Annotated in this window: 14 protein-coding genes; 9 read left to right on the plus strand and 5 right to left on the minus strand. The window is 70.9% G+C overall.

What is annotated here, in order from left to right:
• Positions 1-24: 24 nt before the first annotated feature.
• The 4 genes from ATL42_RS15620 to ATL42_RS15635 all read right to left on the minus strand — a co-directional run bounded on the left by ATL42_RS15620 (position 25) and on the right by ATL42_RS15635 (position 4,622).
• On the minus strand, positions 25-756 hold the full coding sequence (locus ATL42_RS15620; protein WP_098456153.1) for a maleylpyruvate isomerase N-terminal domain-containing protein: 732 nt from the start codon (positions 754-756) through the stop codon (positions 25-27).
• Between the two features lie 46 nt (positions 757-802).
• The gene (locus ATL42_RS15625; protein ID WP_098456154.1) at positions 803-1,759 is read right to left on the minus strand and encodes a sensor histidine kinase; all 957 of its coding nucleotides are present in this window, start codon (positions 1,757-1,759) and stop codon (positions 803-805) included.
• 166 nt (positions 1,760-1,925) lie between these two features.
• The gene (metX, locus tag ATL42_RS15630; RefSeq protein ID WP_245862651.1) at positions 1,926-3,278 is read right to left on the minus strand and encodes a homoserine O-acetyltransferase MetX; all 1,353 of its coding nucleotides are present in this window, start codon (positions 3,276-3,278) and stop codon (positions 1,926-1,928) included.
• A gap of 6 nt (positions 3,279-3,284) precedes the next feature.
• Positions 3,285-4,622: a bifunctional o-acetylhomoserine/o-acetylserine sulfhydrylase gene (locus ATL42_RS15635; RefSeq protein ID WP_098456156.1), complete on the minus strand. Its 1,338-nt coding sequence runs from the start codon at positions 4,620-4,622 to the stop codon at positions 3,285-3,287.
• A gap of 419 nt (positions 4,623-5,041) precedes the next feature.
• Between ATL42_RS15635 and ATL42_RS15640 the strand changes: the two genes are divergently transcribed.
• A complete protein-coding gene (locus ATL42_RS15640; RefSeq protein ID WP_098456157.1) occupies positions 5,042-6,484 on the plus strand; it encodes a C40 family peptidase in 1,443 nt (480 codons plus the stop codon).
• 152 nt (positions 6,485-6,636) lie between these two features.
• On the opposite strand, the gene ATL42_RS15645 is transcribed toward ATL42_RS15640, so the two are convergent.
• Positions 6,637-7,134, minus strand: a complete 498-nt coding sequence (locus ATL42_RS15645) for an inorganic diphosphatase (RefSeq protein WP_098456158.1) — start codon at positions 7,132-7,134, stop codon at positions 6,637-6,639.
• A 227-nt stretch (positions 7,135-7,361) separates the two neighbouring features.
• Between ATL42_RS15645 and dacB the strand changes: the two genes are divergently transcribed.
• The 8 genes from dacB (at position 7,362) to folK (ending at position 17,101) form a co-directional block, all read left to right on the plus strand.
• Positions 7,362-8,762 (plus strand): D-alanyl-D-alanine carboxypeptidase/D-alanyl-D-alanine endopeptidase, encoded by a 1,401-nt coding sequence (gene dacB / locus ATL42_RS15650; protein WP_342748144.1) that lies wholly within the window; start codon positions 7,362-7,364, stop codon positions 8,760-8,762.
• Positions 8,759-9,826, plus strand: a complete 1,068-nt coding sequence (locus ATL42_RS15655) for a zinc-dependent metalloprotease (RefSeq protein ID WP_245862654.1) — start codon at positions 8,759-8,761, stop codon at positions 9,824-9,826. Before dacB ends, ATL42_RS15655 begins: the two co-directional genes overlap by 4 nt.
• Positions 9,827-9,832: 6 nt before the next feature.
• The gene (gene tilS, locus ATL42_RS15660; RefSeq protein WP_098456160.1) at positions 9,833-10,933 is read left to right on the plus strand and encodes a tRNA lysidine(34) synthetase TilS; all 1,101 of its coding nucleotides are present in this window, start codon (positions 9,833-9,835) and stop codon (positions 10,931-10,933) included.
• A gap of 32 nt (positions 10,934-10,965) precedes the next feature.
• Positions 10,966-11,520 (plus strand): hypoxanthine phosphoribosyltransferase, encoded by a 555-nt coding sequence (hpt, locus tag ATL42_RS15665; RefSeq protein ID WP_098456161.1) that lies wholly within the window; start codon positions 10,966-10,968, stop codon positions 11,518-11,520.
• Positions 11,521-11,671: 151 nt separating this feature from the next.
• Positions 11,672-13,765 carry an ATP-dependent zinc metalloprotease FtsH gene (gene ftsH, locus ATL42_RS15670; RefSeq protein WP_098456162.1) on the plus strand — a complete coding sequence of 698 codons (2,094 nt, stop codon included), beginning with the start codon at positions 11,672-11,674 and terminating at the stop codon, positions 13,763-13,765.
• Positions 13,762-14,367: a GTP cyclohydrolase I FolE gene (gene folE, locus ATL42_RS15675; RefSeq protein WP_098456163.1), complete on the plus strand. Its 606-nt coding sequence runs from the start codon at positions 13,762-13,764 to the stop codon at positions 14,365-14,367. The genes ftsH and folE overlap by 4 nt, the downstream gene beginning before the upstream one ends.
• Positions 14,364-15,272 (plus strand): dihydropteroate synthase, encoded by a 909-nt coding sequence (folP, locus tag ATL42_RS15680; protein ID WP_425443207.1) that lies wholly within the window; start codon positions 14,364-14,366, stop codon positions 15,270-15,272. The genes folE and folP overlap by 4 nt, the downstream gene beginning before the upstream one ends.
• Positions 15,269-17,101, plus strand: coding sequence for a 2-amino-4-hydroxy-6-hydroxymethyldihydropteridine diphosphokinase (gene folK, locus ATL42_RS16870; protein WP_281254309.1), 1,833 nt, complete (start codon positions 15,269-15,271; stop codon positions 17,099-17,101). The genes folP and folK overlap by 4 nt, the downstream gene beginning before the upstream one ends.
• Positions 17,102-17,111: the final 10 nt, after the last annotated feature.

Here is a 17,111-nt window from a genome sequence, read left to right on the forward strand (position 1 = left end):
GTCCGCGTCACGACCTCTGCGTCGTCAGAAGAGGGGGAGCGTCCTCCCGAGGTCGGGGACGCTGCCTGCGGTGAACGTGGGGCTGACGGCGCGGGCCAGGTCGTCGACGTTGTACGGCGTGCGCCCTGTCGCCAGCCGGATCCACAGGGTCGGGTCGGTCACCTCGAGAGACCATCCGCCTCGCCTGACGACGATGTCGAGGAGCTCGTCGGCGACGAGAGCGGTCGCCGCGCGCTCGAGCGGGTTGTTCGGACCGGTCGCGTCAGCCGTCCCCTCGAGCGAGGTCACCAGGTCGTGTGCGTGCACGACGAGCTCGATGAGGCGTGACATAGCCATGTCACGGAGCGTGACGGGCCCTCGGCGCGCCTGGACGACGAGGTCGCCGTCGGGGCCGAGGTCGGCCAGCCGGGCCAGAGCCTGCTCGGCCAGCGACGTCACCGCGTCGAGCGGCGCAGCAGCGATCGTCTGTGCGAGCTCGCGGGTCGTCGCCGAGATGTCGTGGGCTCGCTCGGGGTAGCTCCCGAGGTACTCGGCGAGCGTGAGCGGCACGGTCCCCTCCGGCGCAGGCGTGCAGACGGTCAGCGCTTCCATCGCGCGTCCGAGGTGGGCGACCAGCTCGCCGGTGGTCCAACCGTCGAGAGAGCTCGGTGCATCGCGTGCGCCGAGGAGGTCGTCACCCAGCGGGACCATCCACGACCGGAGGCGCGACCACTGAGAGGTGAGGGCGGAGGAGATCTGATCAAGGCCTGCTGTCATCGTGCCATCCTGCACCATCGGTGCGGCGGCCGGGCCGGGAGAGCCGTCACAACCAGGTGTAGACGCGGACGACCGTGCCGCTGTCCGTCGAGCGGATCTGCATGAGGTCGCAGAGCTGGTTGACGAGCCAGAGGCCGCGTCCGCGCGCCTGGTCGCGGCGTGGGACGGTCCGGCCGGCGAGCAGGTTCGTCATCGTCCCTCCGTCGCGCACCTCGAAGACGAGGGCTCCGGGCTCGTGCCACGCCCGCATGAGACCGTGGCCGCCGCCGTGGTCGAGGCTGTTCGCGGCCACCTCCGTGAGCGCGAGCCGCAGGTCGTCGACCTGGTTCGGGCTCAGACCGGCGCTGTGCCCGTGCCGGGAGACCAGTGCTCGTACGGCGCCGAGATCGCCCCGGCCGACGTGCATCTCGTCCGGTCTGGCACCAGGCTCGGGCAGGTCGCCCCGGCTGAGGGCACGCGCGTGGGCTGACCCGCGGTAGTCCGGGTTCGTCGTTGTGCCACCGAGGTCGTCGTCGAGCGTCGGGTGGCTGTGACGGGCTTCGTCGAGGACGTTCTCCGGGAGCGAGTCCACGTCGTACGGGCACAGCAACCACAGCGGTGCCGTGCTCGGGATGGCGACGTTGAGCATCGCCTCGTGGATCTGGCACTCCGTGAGCTCTGTGTCGCGGCGACCGGCCCAGATCGGTTCACCGATGCCGCGCAGCGGCACGTCGACGTCGCGGTTCGCGGCGACGAAGCCCACCCATGCGGGGATGATGCGGGCGGGGTTGTGGCCGAGGGCGTTCATGGTGCGGAACGTCGCCGCCTCCGCATCGGTGCCCAGCGCGTCCCGCAGCGCGGTCTCTCGCGACGCTGTCACGGCGACGAGCACGGGGAACCCTGACCGGGTGGCGTCGAGGACGAAGGGGACGGTCCGGGCGAGGAAGGCGTCGAGGCCGGACCACAGGAACGCCTCGTGGTGATAGGTCGAGCGGCTCGCTGTGGACGGCGACGGGTGGGTCATCACTCTGCTCCTCGCGGTGCGATCGACTCGGACAGGGCACCCCCGTGCCCCCCGACGCCGGTGCCCGTCCCTGATCCGTGCGCACACGGACTGGCTCAGGGTAGTCGCACGCGGACCCGCTCCGGACGAGGGCGGGCCGAGTCCAGGGCTGTCCCCGAAGAGTGTCTCAGGCGCCTGAGCGTGTCGCCCGAGCGAGGAAGTCGACGACGAGAGGACCGAGCTGGTCGAACTCGATGAGGAAGCCGTCGTGACCGAGGTCGGAGCGCAGGACGTGCGCCGGCTCTGCACCGGGGACGAGGTCGGCGATCCGTCGGGACTCTGCAGGGAGGAACAACCGGTCTGTCTCCACCGCGACGACGAGCGTGCGGGCGGTGATGGACCGCAGCGCGGTCATCACTCCGCCGCGGTCACGTCCCAGGTCGTGCGTGAGCATCGACTCGGTGAGGACCACGTAGCTGTTGGCGTCGAAACGTCGGGCGAGCTTGCTCGCGTGGTGATCGAGGTACGACTGGACCGCGAACCGTCCGCCACGCATCGGGTCTTCGCCGCCCTGCGGGATGCGGCCGAAGCGCTCGTCGAGCTCGACCGCGCTGCGGTAGGTCGTGTGAGCGATCTGCCGGGCGATGCCGAGGCCGACGTGCGGCCCGTCGCCCGGGGCCGCCTCGTAGTAGTCGCCGCCGCGGAACCGCGGGTCTGCGTGGATCGCGGTGAGCTGCGGGTGGGCCCACGCGATCTGGTCTCCCGAGGTCTGGGCGGCAGAGGCGATGACACCGATGGACTCGACCGCGATCCCCGCCTCGGGGCCGAGGATGGCCCACTCGAGCACGCGAAGACCGCCCATCGAGGCGCCGACGACGAACTGCCACGCGTCGATGCCGAGCATCCGGGACAGCTCGATCTCGGCAGCGACCTGGTCCCTGACGGTCACGACGGGGAACTGGCTGCCCCAGGGACGACCGTCGGGCGCGATGCTCGACGGGCCGGTGGTGCCCTGGCATCCTCCGACGACGTTGGGGGCGACGACGAAGTACCTGTCGGTGTCGATCGGGGCACCCGGGCCGACCATGTCGTTCCACCAGCCGGCCGTCTGGTGGCCTGGACCGGCTGCACCGCGGACGTGGCTGTCGCCGGTGAGGGCGTGCAGGATGAGCACCGCGTTGTCGCCGGCGGCGTTGAGCGTCCCCCAGGTCTCGTAGGCGACGCGCACGGCGGGGATGATGCCGCCCGCCTCGAGCTCGAGGGCACCGATGTCGGCGAACCGACGATCACCCTGAGGATCACCCTCGCGCCATGCCCCGCTCACGGGGAACGCAGGGGCGTGCGCACGGCGCGACTGTGCGCGTGGCGGCACTCCGCCTCGCGTCCAGCCGGGGAGCGAGCGCTGGGGGTCGTGGTTCATCACTGACCAATGTACGGAGGATCCGGCGTCGCGCGCGGGCACGTCCCAGCCTGCGGGCTGGGTGAGCGGCCCGCGGGGGCGGTCGTCGTGCTCGTCGGGCGACGCCGGACCGGTGCGCACGTCAGATCACGCGCTCTGCTCGGCGACGGCGCCCTCGGCGGACGCGAATCCGAGGGCGAGGTCGGCGAGGATGTCGTCGATGTGCTCGAGGCCGACGCTCAGACGTACGAGCCCGGGGGTGATCCCGGACTTCAGCTGGTCCTCGGGCGCCAGCTGGCTGTGCGTCGTCGACGCGGGGTGGATGACGAGGGACCGGACGTCTCCGATGTTGGCGACGTGCGAGTGGAGCTCGAGCGCGGACACGAACGCCTTGCCGGCGTCCGAGCCGCCTGCCAGCTCGAACGAGACGATGGCGCCGGCGCCGCGGGGCGTGTACTTCTGGGCCCGGGCGTGCCACGGGCTCGACTCCAGCCCGGCGTAGTGGACCGTCAGGACGTCGTCCCGGGCCTCGAGCCACGCGGCGACCTTCTCCGCGTTCGCGACGTGGCGCTCCACGCGCAGGGAGAGCGTCTCGATGCCCTGGGCGATGAGGAACGCGTTGAAGGGCGAGACGGCTGGTCCGAGGTCGCGCAAGAGCTGGACGCGCGCCTTGAGGATGTAGGCGAGGTTGGCGCCGAGGACCCCGTCGACGCCGAGGTCGCGGGCGTAGACGAGACCGTTGTAGCTCGGGTCGGGGGTGTTGTAGTTCGGGAAGCGTTCTGGGTACCGCGCGTAGTCGAAGGTGCCGGCGTCGACGATGGCGCCGCCGATGGCGGAGCCGTGGCCCCCGAGGTACTTCGTGGCCGAGTGGATGACGACGTCGGCGCCGAACTCGATCGGGCGCAGGAGGTAGGGGGTGGCGACGGTGTTGTCGACGAGGAGCGGCACGCCGACCTCGTGGGCGACGGCTGCGACGGCCTCGATGTCGAGGATGTCTGCCTGCGGGTTGGGGATCGTCTCCCCGAAGAAGAGCTTGGTCGTGGGGCGGACGGCGTCGCGCCAGGACTGCGGGTCGTGCGGGTCCGTGACGAACGTCGTCTCGACGCCGAGCTTTGCCAGGGAGTAACGCAGGAGGTTGTACGTGCCTCCGTAGAGGCTGGGGCTCGCGACGACGTGGTCGCCGGCTTCAGCGATGTTGAGGATGGCGAGCGTCGTCGCGGCCTGGCCGGAGGCGACGAGGAGCGCGCCGACCCCGCCTTCGAGGCTGGCGATCCGCGCCTCGACCACGTCCTGGGTCGGGTTGCCGATGCGTGTGTAGATCGGTCCGAGGTCCTGGAGCGCGAACCGGTCGGCGGCGACCCCTGCGTCGGGGAAGACGAAGGACGTCGTCTGGTAGATGGGGAGGGCGCGGGCGCCGGTGGTCGGGTCGGGGACCTGGCCTGCGTGGATCTGACGGGTCTCGAAGGACCAGCTGGGTGTGCTCATCGGATGCTCCTGGGAAGTGGGGGTGGGCCAGCGTGCGTCGCCGGGCACGTCGTCTCTCGCGCTTCCGTGGCTCGGGCGGAGCCACGCACGGCCGCAGGTCGTTCTGACGGGGCGAGGGAAGCGGTGGAGCGACGGGACGGGACGCGGTGCGTGCTGGGGGGAGGGTGTGCGGTCAGCAACACATTCGCGTCGTCATGAGAAGCAGCCTAGGCACGAAGTGCTCGTCCGGAGGAGTCTTCGACCGGAAGTTCTCACATGGCGGACACAGTGTGGACGTTTTCTGTCCGAGATGCGGGATGACGGGTGGTTGGGGCTCCTGTGACCGGGTGATACTGCTGCGAATGATGTGACAGGAGTTCACACAGTGACCAGCCGTAGGTACTGTTCGAGCAGATCACACCTGCATCGAGAGGAACCTCATGGCGCTGCCCACGAGCCACCGGCGCGCCACGACCCCGCTCCGGATCGTCGTCGCCTCCGCTACCGTCTCCGTGCTCTTCCTCGGCGGCGCAGCTCTCCCCGCCTCGGCAGACCCCGTGCCGTCCGCCGACGAGCTCTCTGCTGCGCAGCAGCAGACTGTCGCAGCAGCGTCCAGCGTCGCCGCCATGGACGTCCGGCTCGCTCAGCTGACGACCGCCCAGGACGCGGCGTTCAACGCAGTCTCTGCTGCCGGAGAGGCCTACAACCAGGCCGTCGTCGACCACCAGACAGCCGTCACCACCGCGAGCGAGGCCACAGTCCGCAGCGACGCGGCGAACGTCCGCGCCGAGGCGTCTCGGGTTCTCCTCGTCGCCCTCGCCCGCGACTCCTCGCGCAGCGGCGGCGGGATCGACCAGCTGGCGATGTACCTCAGCTCGACCGGCGTCGAGGACGCCGTCACCACGTCCGACGCGATGGCGCTCGTCGGCTCGAAGGCGGACGGAGCCGCGCAGCAGTACCAGGCCGACTCTGTCGTCGCCGACACCCTGCAGAGCTTCGCCGATGACTCTGTCGCCGACGCCGAGGCCACGGAACAGGCTGCCGACGACGCGCTCCTCGCAGCCCAGGACGCCCAGTCCGAGGCCGAGCAGGCTGTCGCGGCGGCCACCACCGAACGGCAGTCGCTCCTCGTCCAGCTGGCAGAGGCCCGCAGCACGAGCGTCGAGGTCGAGGCTGACCGCCAGGCAGGTCTCGAGGCAGAGCGCTCCGCCCTCGCCGAAGAAGCCGCCCGGGCGCGCGTCGCCAGAGCGGCACCGGTCGATCCCGACCCGCAAGCACCCGTCGTGCCCGTCCCTTCGGAGTCGACCTCGCCCGTGGCCGCCCCCGTGCAGGCACCGGCGACCACCCCGTCGAGCCCCACGACCACGGCGCCCGTGGTCGTCACGCCGCCCGTCGTGGTGACACCGCCTGTGGTGACGGCGCCGGTGGTCGTCACGCCGCCAGTGGTGACCCCGCCCGTCGCGACGGTGCCGAGCGGCAGCCTGCTCGGAACCGGGACGTCGCGCGGGTCGGCGGCGCAAGGGCAGGCCGCGGTCGCGTGGGCCACCGGACGCCTGGGGCTGCCGTACCAGTACGGCGCGACAGGGCCGGGCTCCTACGACTGCTCCGGGCTCACCGGGGGAGCCTGGTCCAGCGCCGGCGTCGGTATCAACCGGACCTCCCGCGACCAGTACAAGCAGGTCCTCAAGGTCAGCCTCTCCAGCCTGCGCCCCGGCGATCTCGTGTTCTGGGGCGACGACCCCACCGACGCCAACAGCATCACGCACGTGGCGCTGTATGCAGGCGGGAACCAGATCATCGAGGCGTCGCGCCCAGGCGTGCCGGTGCGGCTGACCGCGATGCGCTGGGACTCCCGCCTCATGCCCTACGGCGGCCGGCCGTAGCAGACAGGTCCGCGCGCACGGCCCCCGCCTGTCGCGCGCTCACCCCAGACGCACAGACCGCCCCGCCCCTGGTCGGGGCGAGGCGGTCAGCCGTGCAGGCGGTGTGATGGCGAGAACGGCAGCGGGACAGCAGGTCGCCGCCGTCGACGGGATCAGTGGTTGTAGTAGCCCGCGTCCTTCGCCCGCTGGAACGAGCGCTCGATCTCGGCCTCGGCCTCGGCCTTGCCGGTCCAGTGCGCGCCCTCGACCGACTTGCCGGGCTCGAGGTCCTTGTACACCTCGAAGAAGTGCTGGACCTCGAGACGGTGGAAGTCGGAGACGTCGTCGATGTCCTGGCGCCAGGCCGCACGCTGGTCACCGGTCGGCACGCAGAGCACCTTGTCGTCGCCCCCGGCCTCGTCGCGCATGCGGAACATGCCCAGGGCACGGCAGCGGATGAGGCATCCGGGGAACGTCGGCTCCTCGAGGAGCACGAGGGCGTCGAGCGGGTCGCCGTCCTCGCCGAGCGTGCCCTCGATGAACCCGTAGTCGTCCGGGTAGCGGGTCGAGGTGAAGAGCATCCGGTCGAGACGGATCCGTCCCGAGGTGTGGTCTACCTCGTACTTGTTGCGTTGTCCCTTGGGGATCTCGATCGTGACGTCGAACTCCACTGTTCTTCCTCCCGTTGCGCCTCGGCGGCGAGCTCCGCTCCCTGGAGGCGATCGTTCTACGGCCTGTACCCGTAGTGCAGTCTTCCGCCAGACTAGACGACAACGTGTCGTATCGCGGTAGGTGCTCGCTGTGATCTCTGTCGTGACCTAGTGTGACGTGAGCGCGCGTCCGGGCGCGCCGTAGGTTTTTCTGAAGGAGTGTTGCAGGTGAGTGCGTCGTGGGTCTGATGTCCCGGGTCGTGGGCGGGACGGTCGCAGCCGCGCTCGTCGTCACAGGGGGGTACGCCTGGGCAGACGCTCACGACTACGTGCCGGGGATCCTCACCGTCGGGCCGGAGCCGGAGCCCCCCGCGCCGTTCCCCGTCGTCGCTGCCGCCGTCGACGGCCCTGCTCCGGCAGACATCCTCGCGCTGCTCGACCCTGCGGCACCCGAACCCTCTGCCGCGGTGATCCAGGCACAGGTCGACGCCCTCGTGGCCGATGCCCGGATGGGGTCCTCTGTCGGCGTCGTCGTCGCAGACGGGATCACGGGGGAGGTGCTCGGATCGGCGACTCCCGACACCCTGCGCACCCCGGCCTCGATCCAAAAGCTCTTCACCGCCGTCGCAGCGCTCTCCGGCCCTGGCTACGACCGCGTGCTGACGACCACGGTCACCCAGTCGAGCGCAGGGGCGATCACGCTGGTCGGCGGAGGAGACATGATGCTCGCGGCAGGGGCCGGGGACCCGTCCGAGACCAACGGTCACGCAGGACTGGACGATCTCGCGGCAGCCGTCGCGAAGGACCTCGGGCTCGCAGGCCAGACGGCGGTCTCGCTCACGCTCGACGACACCCTCTTCACCGGGAGCGCGCTCGGCCCCTGGTCGTCCGACCAGCCCACCCTCGGCTACGCCGCCCCGGTCGCGGCGATCGCCGTGGACACCGGGCGCATCGAACCCGGCAAGTACGCACAGCGACAGGCCGACCCGGCCATGTCGGCGGCCACCGCGTTCGTCTCCGCGCTCGAGGCGCACGGGATCACCGTGACCGGCGCCCCGGTGCGCGGGACGTCCGACGCGGACGCACGCATCGTCGCCTCGGTCGACTCCGCACCCCTGGGCGAGATCGTCGAGTACTACCTCAAGTCCTCGGACAACACGATCACCGAGGTCGTCGCACGGATCGTCGCGCTCGACGCCGGGCTCCCCGGCTCCTTCGACGGCTCGACGCGCGCCGTCCTCCTCGAGCTCGAGCGCCTCGGGCTCGACACCACCGGGGTCGTGCTCGTCGACGCCAGCGGGCTGGGCGACGGCAGCAGCGCACCCGCGTCCCTCTTCGCCGACGTCCTGCGGCTCGCCGCCGACCCCTCGCACCCCGAGCTGCGTCCGGTCGCGATCGACCTGCCGATCAGCGGGCTCGAAGGAACGCTCGACGAGCGGTTCCTCACCTCTGACGCACGGGGCCTCGTCCGGGCGAAGACCGGGAGCCTGCCGAACGTCACGTCGCTCGCGGGGACCGTCATGACGATCGACGGCAGACAGCTCGTCTTCGTCCTCATGGCCGACCAGACGCCTGACGACGGACAGTGGGGGCCCCGGCAGGCGATGGACGCGTTCGTCACCGGCCTCGCTGCGTGCGGGTGCCAGTGACCGCGGCGACATCGAGCCTCGTCGGCTGGGACGACGCGGCGGCCGTCGCAGGACGGCTCGCCCCGCCCGGGCCTGCCGTCTCGCGCTCCGAGGCAGAGCACCTCGTCGCCTCCTTGCACAGCGCGGCCCGACGAGCGGTGGAGCCCGTCCTCGAGATCACGGCGATGACCCCGGCCGACGGCCGAGACCTCGAGACCTCACCACTCTCCGAGATCCTGGTCGTCGACCGACCCGGATGGGCGAGAGCCGCCGCCCGCTCGATGCGCGACATGACCGAGGACGCGTTCGTCCTCCCTCCCGGCGCGGGCGCAGCTCTCGGGGCGCAGGTCGCGGCGAGCACCGAGATCGGGGCGACGCTCGCGTTCCTCTCCACGAAGATCCTCGGCCAGTTCGACCCTTACTCCGCGCGCGAGCCCGGCCGGCTGCTGCTCGTCGCACCGAACGTGCTGCACGTCGAGCGTGAGCTCGGCGTGCGCCCAGACGACTTCCGCCTCTGGGTCGCGCTGCACGAGCAGACGCACGCCCTCCAGTTCGCCGCCGCCCCGTGGCTCGCCTCGCACCTGCGCGACCGCACCACCGCGCTGCTCGGCGCGATGAGCACCACGAGCACCCTGCGCGAGGTCCCGCCACGGGTCGCGGCACTCCTGCGAGCGGTCTACCGCGCCGTGCGCGGTCGCGAGGGCGCGACGCTCGTCGACGGGATCCTCACCTGTGAGCAGCAGGTCGAGCTCGACGCCGTCACCGCCGTCATGTCGCTCCTCGAAGGGCACGCGGACGTCGCCATGGACACCGTGGGGCCGCGCGTCGTCCCCACCGTGCGGGCGATCCGCAGGAAGTTCGAGAAGCGTCGGGACACCTCGGGCGCCGCGGATACCGTCCTCAAGCGCCTCCTGGGAGTCGACGCCAAGATCGCCCAGTACCGCGACGGCGCCTCGTTCGTCCGCAGCGTCACGCGCGAGGTCGGCACCGCCGGGCTCAACGCCGTGTGGACCGACACGTCCACGCTCCCCACAGCCCTCGAGATCGCCGACCCCGCGTCCTGGGTCCGTCGCGTGCACGGCTGACCGTCCGTGACCGGACCACCGCCGGCAGTCGCTGCAGCGCGCCTCGCCCTGCGGCGAAGCATCAGCGACCTCGCGACGTCAGCAGGTGGGCCCATCGCGTCCACCGCGCCCCCTGAGCTCCCTGCACCCCCTGCGTCGCCCCGGACGCTCGTGCTCGTCGCGTGCTCCGGCGGGGCCGACTCGCTGGCGCTCGCGGCCACAGCGGCCTTCGTGGCCCCGCGGCTCGGGCTGCACGCAGGTGCCCTCGTCGTCGACCACGGGCTCCAGCCAGGGAGCGCCGCGGTCGCTGAGCGCGCAGCCGAGCAGTGCCGCGACCTCGGTCTCCGACCGGTCGAGGTGCTGCGCGCCACCGTGGCCTCCGGGCCCGGGACCGGAGGCCCCGAGGCCTCGGCGCGCGCTGCGCGCTACGCGCTGCTCCACGAGCGCTCCGAGCGCCTCGACACCGCCGCGCTGCTCGTCGGCCACACGCTGGACGACCAGGCGGAGACCGTCCTCCTGGGTCTGGCCCGCGGATCCGGGGCACGCTCGCTCGCCGGCATGCGGGAGCACGTCGGAGCCCTGCGACGCCCGTTCCTCTCGCTCCGGCGCAGCGAGACCGAGCAGGTCTGCACAGCGCTCGGCCTGGACTGGTGGGACGACCCCACCAACCTCGACGACAGCCCCGACGCGCCGCTGCGGTCCCAGGTGCGCGCCCGCGTCCTGCCGCTCCTCGACGACGTCCTCGGCCCGGGCGTCGCGCGGGCGCTCGCACGGACGGCCGAACAGCTCCGGGACGACGACGACGCGCTCGCGGCGCTGGCAGACGACCTCGTCGCGCGCGCTCTCGTCCCGACCGACGAGGCCGTGCCCGCGGCAGCGCCCGCGGACGTGCGCTGCGAGACGCGCCTCACGGTCGCTGCCCTCCTCGGCACCCCGGCGGCCGTCCGACGCCGTGCGCTGCGGGTCGCGGCGACGGGAGCAGGGTGCCCGGCCGGTGCGCTCACGCGGACGCACGTCCTCGAGCTCGACAGGTTGCTCACAGCATGGCGCGGACAGGGCCCGCTCCACCTCCCCGGCGGCATCGTCGCCCGGCGGGACTGTGGCACGCTTGTCCTTCGACCTTCGTAGCAACGAACCGTACCGACCTAGGAGCGAGTCCCGTGGGATCTGCCGACAATGGCGACATCCAGAGCGTCCTGCTGAGCGAGGCGCAGATCGCCAGCCGGCTCGACGAGATGGCGGCGCAGATCGACGCCGACTACGCCGGGAAGGACCTGCTGCTCGTCGGCGTCCTCAAGGGGGCCGTCATGGTCATGGCGGACCTCTCCCGGCGCATCCAGCACTCGGAGGCCGCGATGGACTGGATGGCGGTCTCGTCGTACGGGTCCGGGACCAAGTCCTCCGGGGTCGTCCGCATCCTCAAGGACCTCGACGCCGACCTCACCGGGCGCAACGTGCTCATCGTCGAGGACATCATCGACTCGGGGCTGACGCTCTCCTGGCTCATCTCCAACCTGCGCAGCCGCGGCCCGGCGTCCGTCGAGGTCGCAGCGCTGCTCCGCAAGCCGACCGCCGCAAAGGTCGAGGTCGACGTCCGGTACATCGGTTTCGACATCCCCAACGAGTTCGTCGTCGGCTTCGGCCTCGACTACGCCGAGAAGTTCCGGACGCTGCCGTTCGTCGGGACCCTGGCCCCCCACGTCTACTCGAGCTGATCTCACCAGCCACGCTCGACCCCGCTCACCCGGATCGTCCTGCCCTGGGCGAACATGGGTGCGCGGATCAGCCAAGCATCAGGTAGGACGTGTATTTTCAACGGCGTACCCAGTGCGCTAGCGGAAGGATGCGGGGCCTGCCCCGTCCTCGATGAATATGAAGCGTCTCTTTAGTGGCCCGTTCGTGTGGATCATCCTCGGCCTGGTGATCCTGGGCTTCGCCCTCACGTCTGTCTTCGGTGAGAAGGTGTCGTCGATCGACACCTCGCAGGGCCTCGACCTGCTCAAGGGCGGGACCGTCGAGCAGGCGCTGATCGTCGACGGCGACCAGAGGGTCCGGCTGACGCTCGACGAGAACTTCGTGGACGACGGCGAAGACCTCGGCCGGAGCGTCGAGTTCTTCTACGTCGAGCCGCAGGGCGAGCAGGTCGTCGAGGCGGTCACCGCCGCCGACCCCGCGAAGGGCTTCGACTCTGAGGTCGCCCGCGCCGGGTTCTTCACGTCGATGCTCTCCGTGATCATCCCCTTCCTCCTCATCGGGGTGATCTTCTACTTCATCCTCACGCGGATGCAGGGTGGCGGCTCGCGCATGATGGGCTTCGGAAAGTCGAAGGCCAAGCTGGCGACCAAGGACACCCCGCAGGTGACGTTCGCGGACGTCGCCGGTGCAGACGAGGCCGTCGAAGAGCTCCGCGAGATCCAGGAGTTCCTCTCCGAGCCGGCGAAGTTCCTCGCGGTCGGTGCCAAGATCCCCAAGGGCGTCCTCCTCTACGGCCCGCCCGGGACCGGCAAGACGCTCCTCGCCCGCGCCGTCGCCGGCGAGGCGAAGGTGCCGTTCTACACGATCTCCGGCTCCGACTTCGTCGAGATGTTCGTCGGTGTCGGTGCCTCCCGTGTCCGTGACCTGTTCCAGCAGGCCAAGGAGAGTGCGCCCGCGATCATCTTCGTCGACGAGATCGACGCGGTCGGGCGTCACCGTGGTGCAGGTATGGGCGGCGGGCACGACGAGCGGGAGCAGACGCTCAACCAGCTCCTCGTCGAGATGGACGGGTTCGACGTCAAGGCGAACGTCATCCTCATCGCCGCGACGAACCGGCCCGACATCCTCGACCCGGCACTGCTCCGTCCGGGCCGCTTCGACCGGCAGATCGCCGTCGAGGCACCCGACCTCCAGGGCCGGACCGACATCCTGCACGTGCACGCCAAGGGCAAGCCGATCGTCGACGGAGTCGACCTGCGCGCCGTCGCGCGCCGGACGCCCGGCTTCAGCGGTGCTGACCTCGCCAACGTGCTCAACGAGGCCGCGCTGCTCACCGCGCGCAGCGGCGCCCAGCTCATCGACGACCGTGCGCTCGACGAAGCGATCGACCGCGTCATCGCGGGGCCGCAGAAGCGCACACGGGTGATGAACATCAAGGAGCAGAAGATCACGGCGTACCACGAGGGCGGCCACGCCCTCGTCGCCGCGGCGATGCGCTACACGGACCCCGTCACCAAGGTGACGATCCTCCCGCGCGGCCGGGCGCTCGGCTACACGATGGTCATGCCGACCGAGGACAAGTACTCCACGACGCGCAACGAGCTGCTCGACCAGCTCGCCTACGCCATGGGCGGGCGGGTCGCCGAGGAGATCGTCTTCCACGACCCGACGACCGGTGCGTCGAACGACATCGAGAAGGCCAGCAGCACAGCCCGGAAGATGGTCACCGAGTACGGCATGAGCGAGCGGGTCGGGGCGATCAAGCTCGGTCAGGGCTCCAGCGAGCCGTTCATGGGCCGCGACATGGGCCACCAGCGCGACTACTCCGAGTCCGTCGCCGGCACGGTCGACCACGAGGTCCGCAAGCTCATCGAGTCCGCGCACGACGAGGCGTGGGAGGTGCTCATCGAGTACCGCGACGTCCTCGACGCACTCGTTCTCGAGCTCCTCGAGAAGGAGACGCTCAACCAGAAGGAGCTCGCCACGATCTTCGAGCCGGTCGTCAAGCGGCCGCCGCGCGAGGTGTGGCTCTCCAGCGAGCAGCGCGCGATCTCCGACCGTCCCCCCGTGCTCACTGCCGCAGAGCAGATCGAGCACGGCTCTGGTCCCGTCATCCCGGAGGACGAGGCTGCCGCAGCGCGCGAGGAGAAGGCCGCCGCAGAGATCGTCGAGGTGCCCCCGACAGGGACCGTCGACACGACGAAGCAGACACCGTCGACGTCGTCGACGCCTGAGGTGGATGCCACCGACGGGCCGGTGGCATGACGCCGACCGGCGCTCCGGCGTCGCCCGCGGACGCCGGAGAGGTCGACCTCGAGCGTGCGGCGGCCGCCGTCCGTGAGCTGCTCCTCGCCATCGGCGAGGACCCTGACCGCGACGGCCTCCGGGACACGCCCGCACGGGTCGCCCGCGCGTGCACCGAGATCTTCTCGGGGCTGCGCCAGAGCCCGGCCGACGTGCTCAACGCCGTCTTCGACATCGGCCACGAGGAGATGATCCTCGTCAAGGACATCGAGGTGTACTCGACCTGCGAGCACCACCTCGTGCCCTTCCACGGTGTCGCGCACGTCGGGTACATTCCAGGCCCCGACGGCCGGGTCACCGGCCTGAGCAAGCTCGCGCGGCTCGTCGACGTGTTCGCCCGCCGCCCGCAGATCCAAGAACGGCTCACCGCACAGGTCGCCGACTCGCTCGTCGAGGCGCTCTCTCCGGCCGGCGTCATCGTCGTCGTCGAGTGCGAGCACCTGTGCATGTCGATGCGAGGAGTGCGCAAGCCGGGCTCGCGCACCGTGACGTCCGCCGTGCGCGGGCAGATGCGCAACCCCGCCACGCGAGCCGAAGCGATGAGCCTCATCATCGGGCGTTGACCGCCGTGCGCCACCCCCAGCCGCTGCCGAGCGCGCTGACCAGCCTCGACCGGACGCTCGTCATGGGCGTCGTCAACGTCACGCCGGACTCGTTCTCGGACGGCGGACGATGGTTCGAGCCGGCCGCAGCGATCGAGCACGGGCTCCAGCTGGTGCGTCAAGGCGCCGATCTCGTCGATGTCGGTGGAGAGTCCACCCGACCGGGAGCGCAGCGGGTCCCTCTCTCGGTCGAGCTGGAGCGAGTGGTCCCCGTCGTCGCCGCCCTCAGCGCCCAGGGCGCGGTGGTCTCCGTCGACACGACCCGGGCCGAGGTGGCTCAGCAGGCGCTCGACGCCGGAGCGCTGGTGATCAACGACGTGTCAGGCGGGCTCGCCGACCCCGAGATGGCTGGTGTCGTCGCGAGCAGCGGTGCCGTCTACGTCGCCATGCACTGGCGCGGGCACGCCGACGTCATGGACGACCTGGAGCACTATGACGACGTGGTCGAGGACGTCCGGCGCGAGCTTCTCGACCGTGTCGACGCGCTCGAGTCGGCAGGCGTCCGCAGGCACCAGATCGTCCTCGACCCAGGCCTCGGGTTCTCCAAGGTGGGGTCCGCGAACTGGCCGCTCCTCGGGTGTCTCGACGAGCTCGTCGACCTCGGTCTCCCCGTGCTCGTCGGAGCATCGCGCAAGAGATTTCTCGGACATCTCCTCGCAGGCCCGGACAGCGAGCCTGTCGCGCCGGCCGAGCGTGATCGAGCCACCGCAGCAGTGAGTACTCTGGCAGCAGCATCGGGCGCATGGTGCGTCCGCGTGCACGACGTCACCGGCTCGGTGGACGCCGTGCGCGTCGTTCAGGCATGGTTGGGCGGGCAGCAGCACGGTGAACGGCTGGACGGACAGATGAACGGGGACCGGGGATGAGTGTGCTCGTACAACGATCGGTCCTGGGCCAGAGCGGTTACCCGCTGGACCAGATCCACATCCGGGGCATCGCCGCGCGAGGCTTTCACGGCGTGCTCCAGAGCGAGCGCGAAGCGGGTCAGGACTTCAGCGCCGACGTGACGCTGTACCTCGACACGCGCGCGGCAGCCCGTGGTGACGACCTCACCGAGACGGTGAACTATGCGCTCGTCGCCGAGGACGTCCACGCGATCCTCAGCGGCGAACCGGTCAACCTCGTCGAGACCGTCGCCGAGCGGATCGCCGACGCGGTGCTCACCCGCGCGCAGGTCATCTCCGTCGACGTCACCGTGCACAAGCCCCAGGCGCCGATCCCGCTCCCGTTCGACGACGTCGTCGTCACCATCCACCGCGACCGGGTCAACGTCCCGGTGACCAGCGTGCCCCTCGACGCTCCCGCCGCAGCCGACTTGGAGGCCGACGCCGACGACGGCACCGACCCGCTCGGCACGACGGACGTGCCGTTCCTTCCCGAGCGCGACGACGAGACCGTGCAGGCGCCTGCGCAACCACCGGCGTTCGCACCTGCCCCAGCACCCCAGGAGCAGTCGCATCCTCGGGTGGTTTCCCGGACGGCTTCAGGTCAGGTTCCTATGGCACGCCCGGCGGACGCCGGCGAACCGATCGGGCACCCCGGCGACGGCGCGTCGACAGAGCCGGTGCGCAGCGATCCTCCTGCCTTCGTCCCGACCTTCGCCTTCTCCCCGCCACCTCCTTCTCCTGATCCTGCCCCTGCTCCGACGTCTGCTCCTACGCGGATACCGGCACCGGTGCCCGCACCTGCTCCCATGCGGGTACCCGCACCCGATGCGACGGCCTTCATCCCGCGGCAGACCGTCCCGCTGGCAGGAGACACCGTCCGGCGACCCACGTCGCAGGAGATCGCTGTGCTCGAGGAGCAGGCACGTGTCTCGGCCGAGCGCCGTCGTCCCGAGGTGTTCGGGGTGACACGGATCACCGCGGGCGACCGTCCCGACTTCGTCCTCGACCAGACGACCGTCTTCTCTGCCGTCACCGCAGACGAGCCACGGCAGGTCGCTCCGGTGCGCACCGCTGCCAGCGAGGAACGCTCAGCAGAACCTGCGGCATCCGAGACCACCGCGCTCCTCGACCCTGTCGCGATGCTCGACCGCATGGACACGAGACCGAGCGAGCCTGTCGACGTCGTCGTCGCGCTCGGGGGGAACCTCGGCGAGCCACAAGAGACCCTCCGGCAGGCGGTCGCAGACCTCGGCGCGGTCGCCGGCACGCGGATCGTCGCGGTCGGCCCGCTCGCCAGGTCCGCCGCCGTCGGAGGACCTGAACAGCCCGACTACCTCAACACCGTGGTGCTCTTGCAGACCACGTCGTCGGCCCGCGAGCTCCTCCACGGGTGCCAGCGCATCGAGCAGGCGCACGGTCGAGAGCGGATCGAGCGGTGGGGCCCACGGACCCTCGACATCGACATCATCCTCTACGACAGCCTCATCGACTCCGCCGACGACCTCGAGCTGCCGCACCCACGAGCGCACGAGCGGTCGTTCGTCCTCGCACCGTGGGCGCACGTCGACCCGGACGCTGTCCTGCCGGGCCTCGGTGGGGGACCGGTCGCAGCACTCGCCGCGACGGCACCGGACCGTGACGGGATCCGCTGGCTCGCGCTCGACTGGTTGCAGGAGGCAGAAGAGGCTACCGAAGACCGCCGGGCTTCCCCGCCCTCGATCGCGCCGCAGCAGAGCAATCCGACGCCGCCTCGCGGCGAGGACACCGGCCGCCCAGGGTCGGTCGAAACTCTGATGCCACGCGAGTGACCGGGGGCGC

This window comes from Sanguibacter antarcticus (genome assembly GCF_002564005.1).
In the GTDB taxonomy this organism is placed as follows: domain Bacteria; phylum Actinomycetota; class Actinomycetes; order Actinomycetales; family Cellulomonadaceae; genus Sanguibacter; species Sanguibacter antarcticus.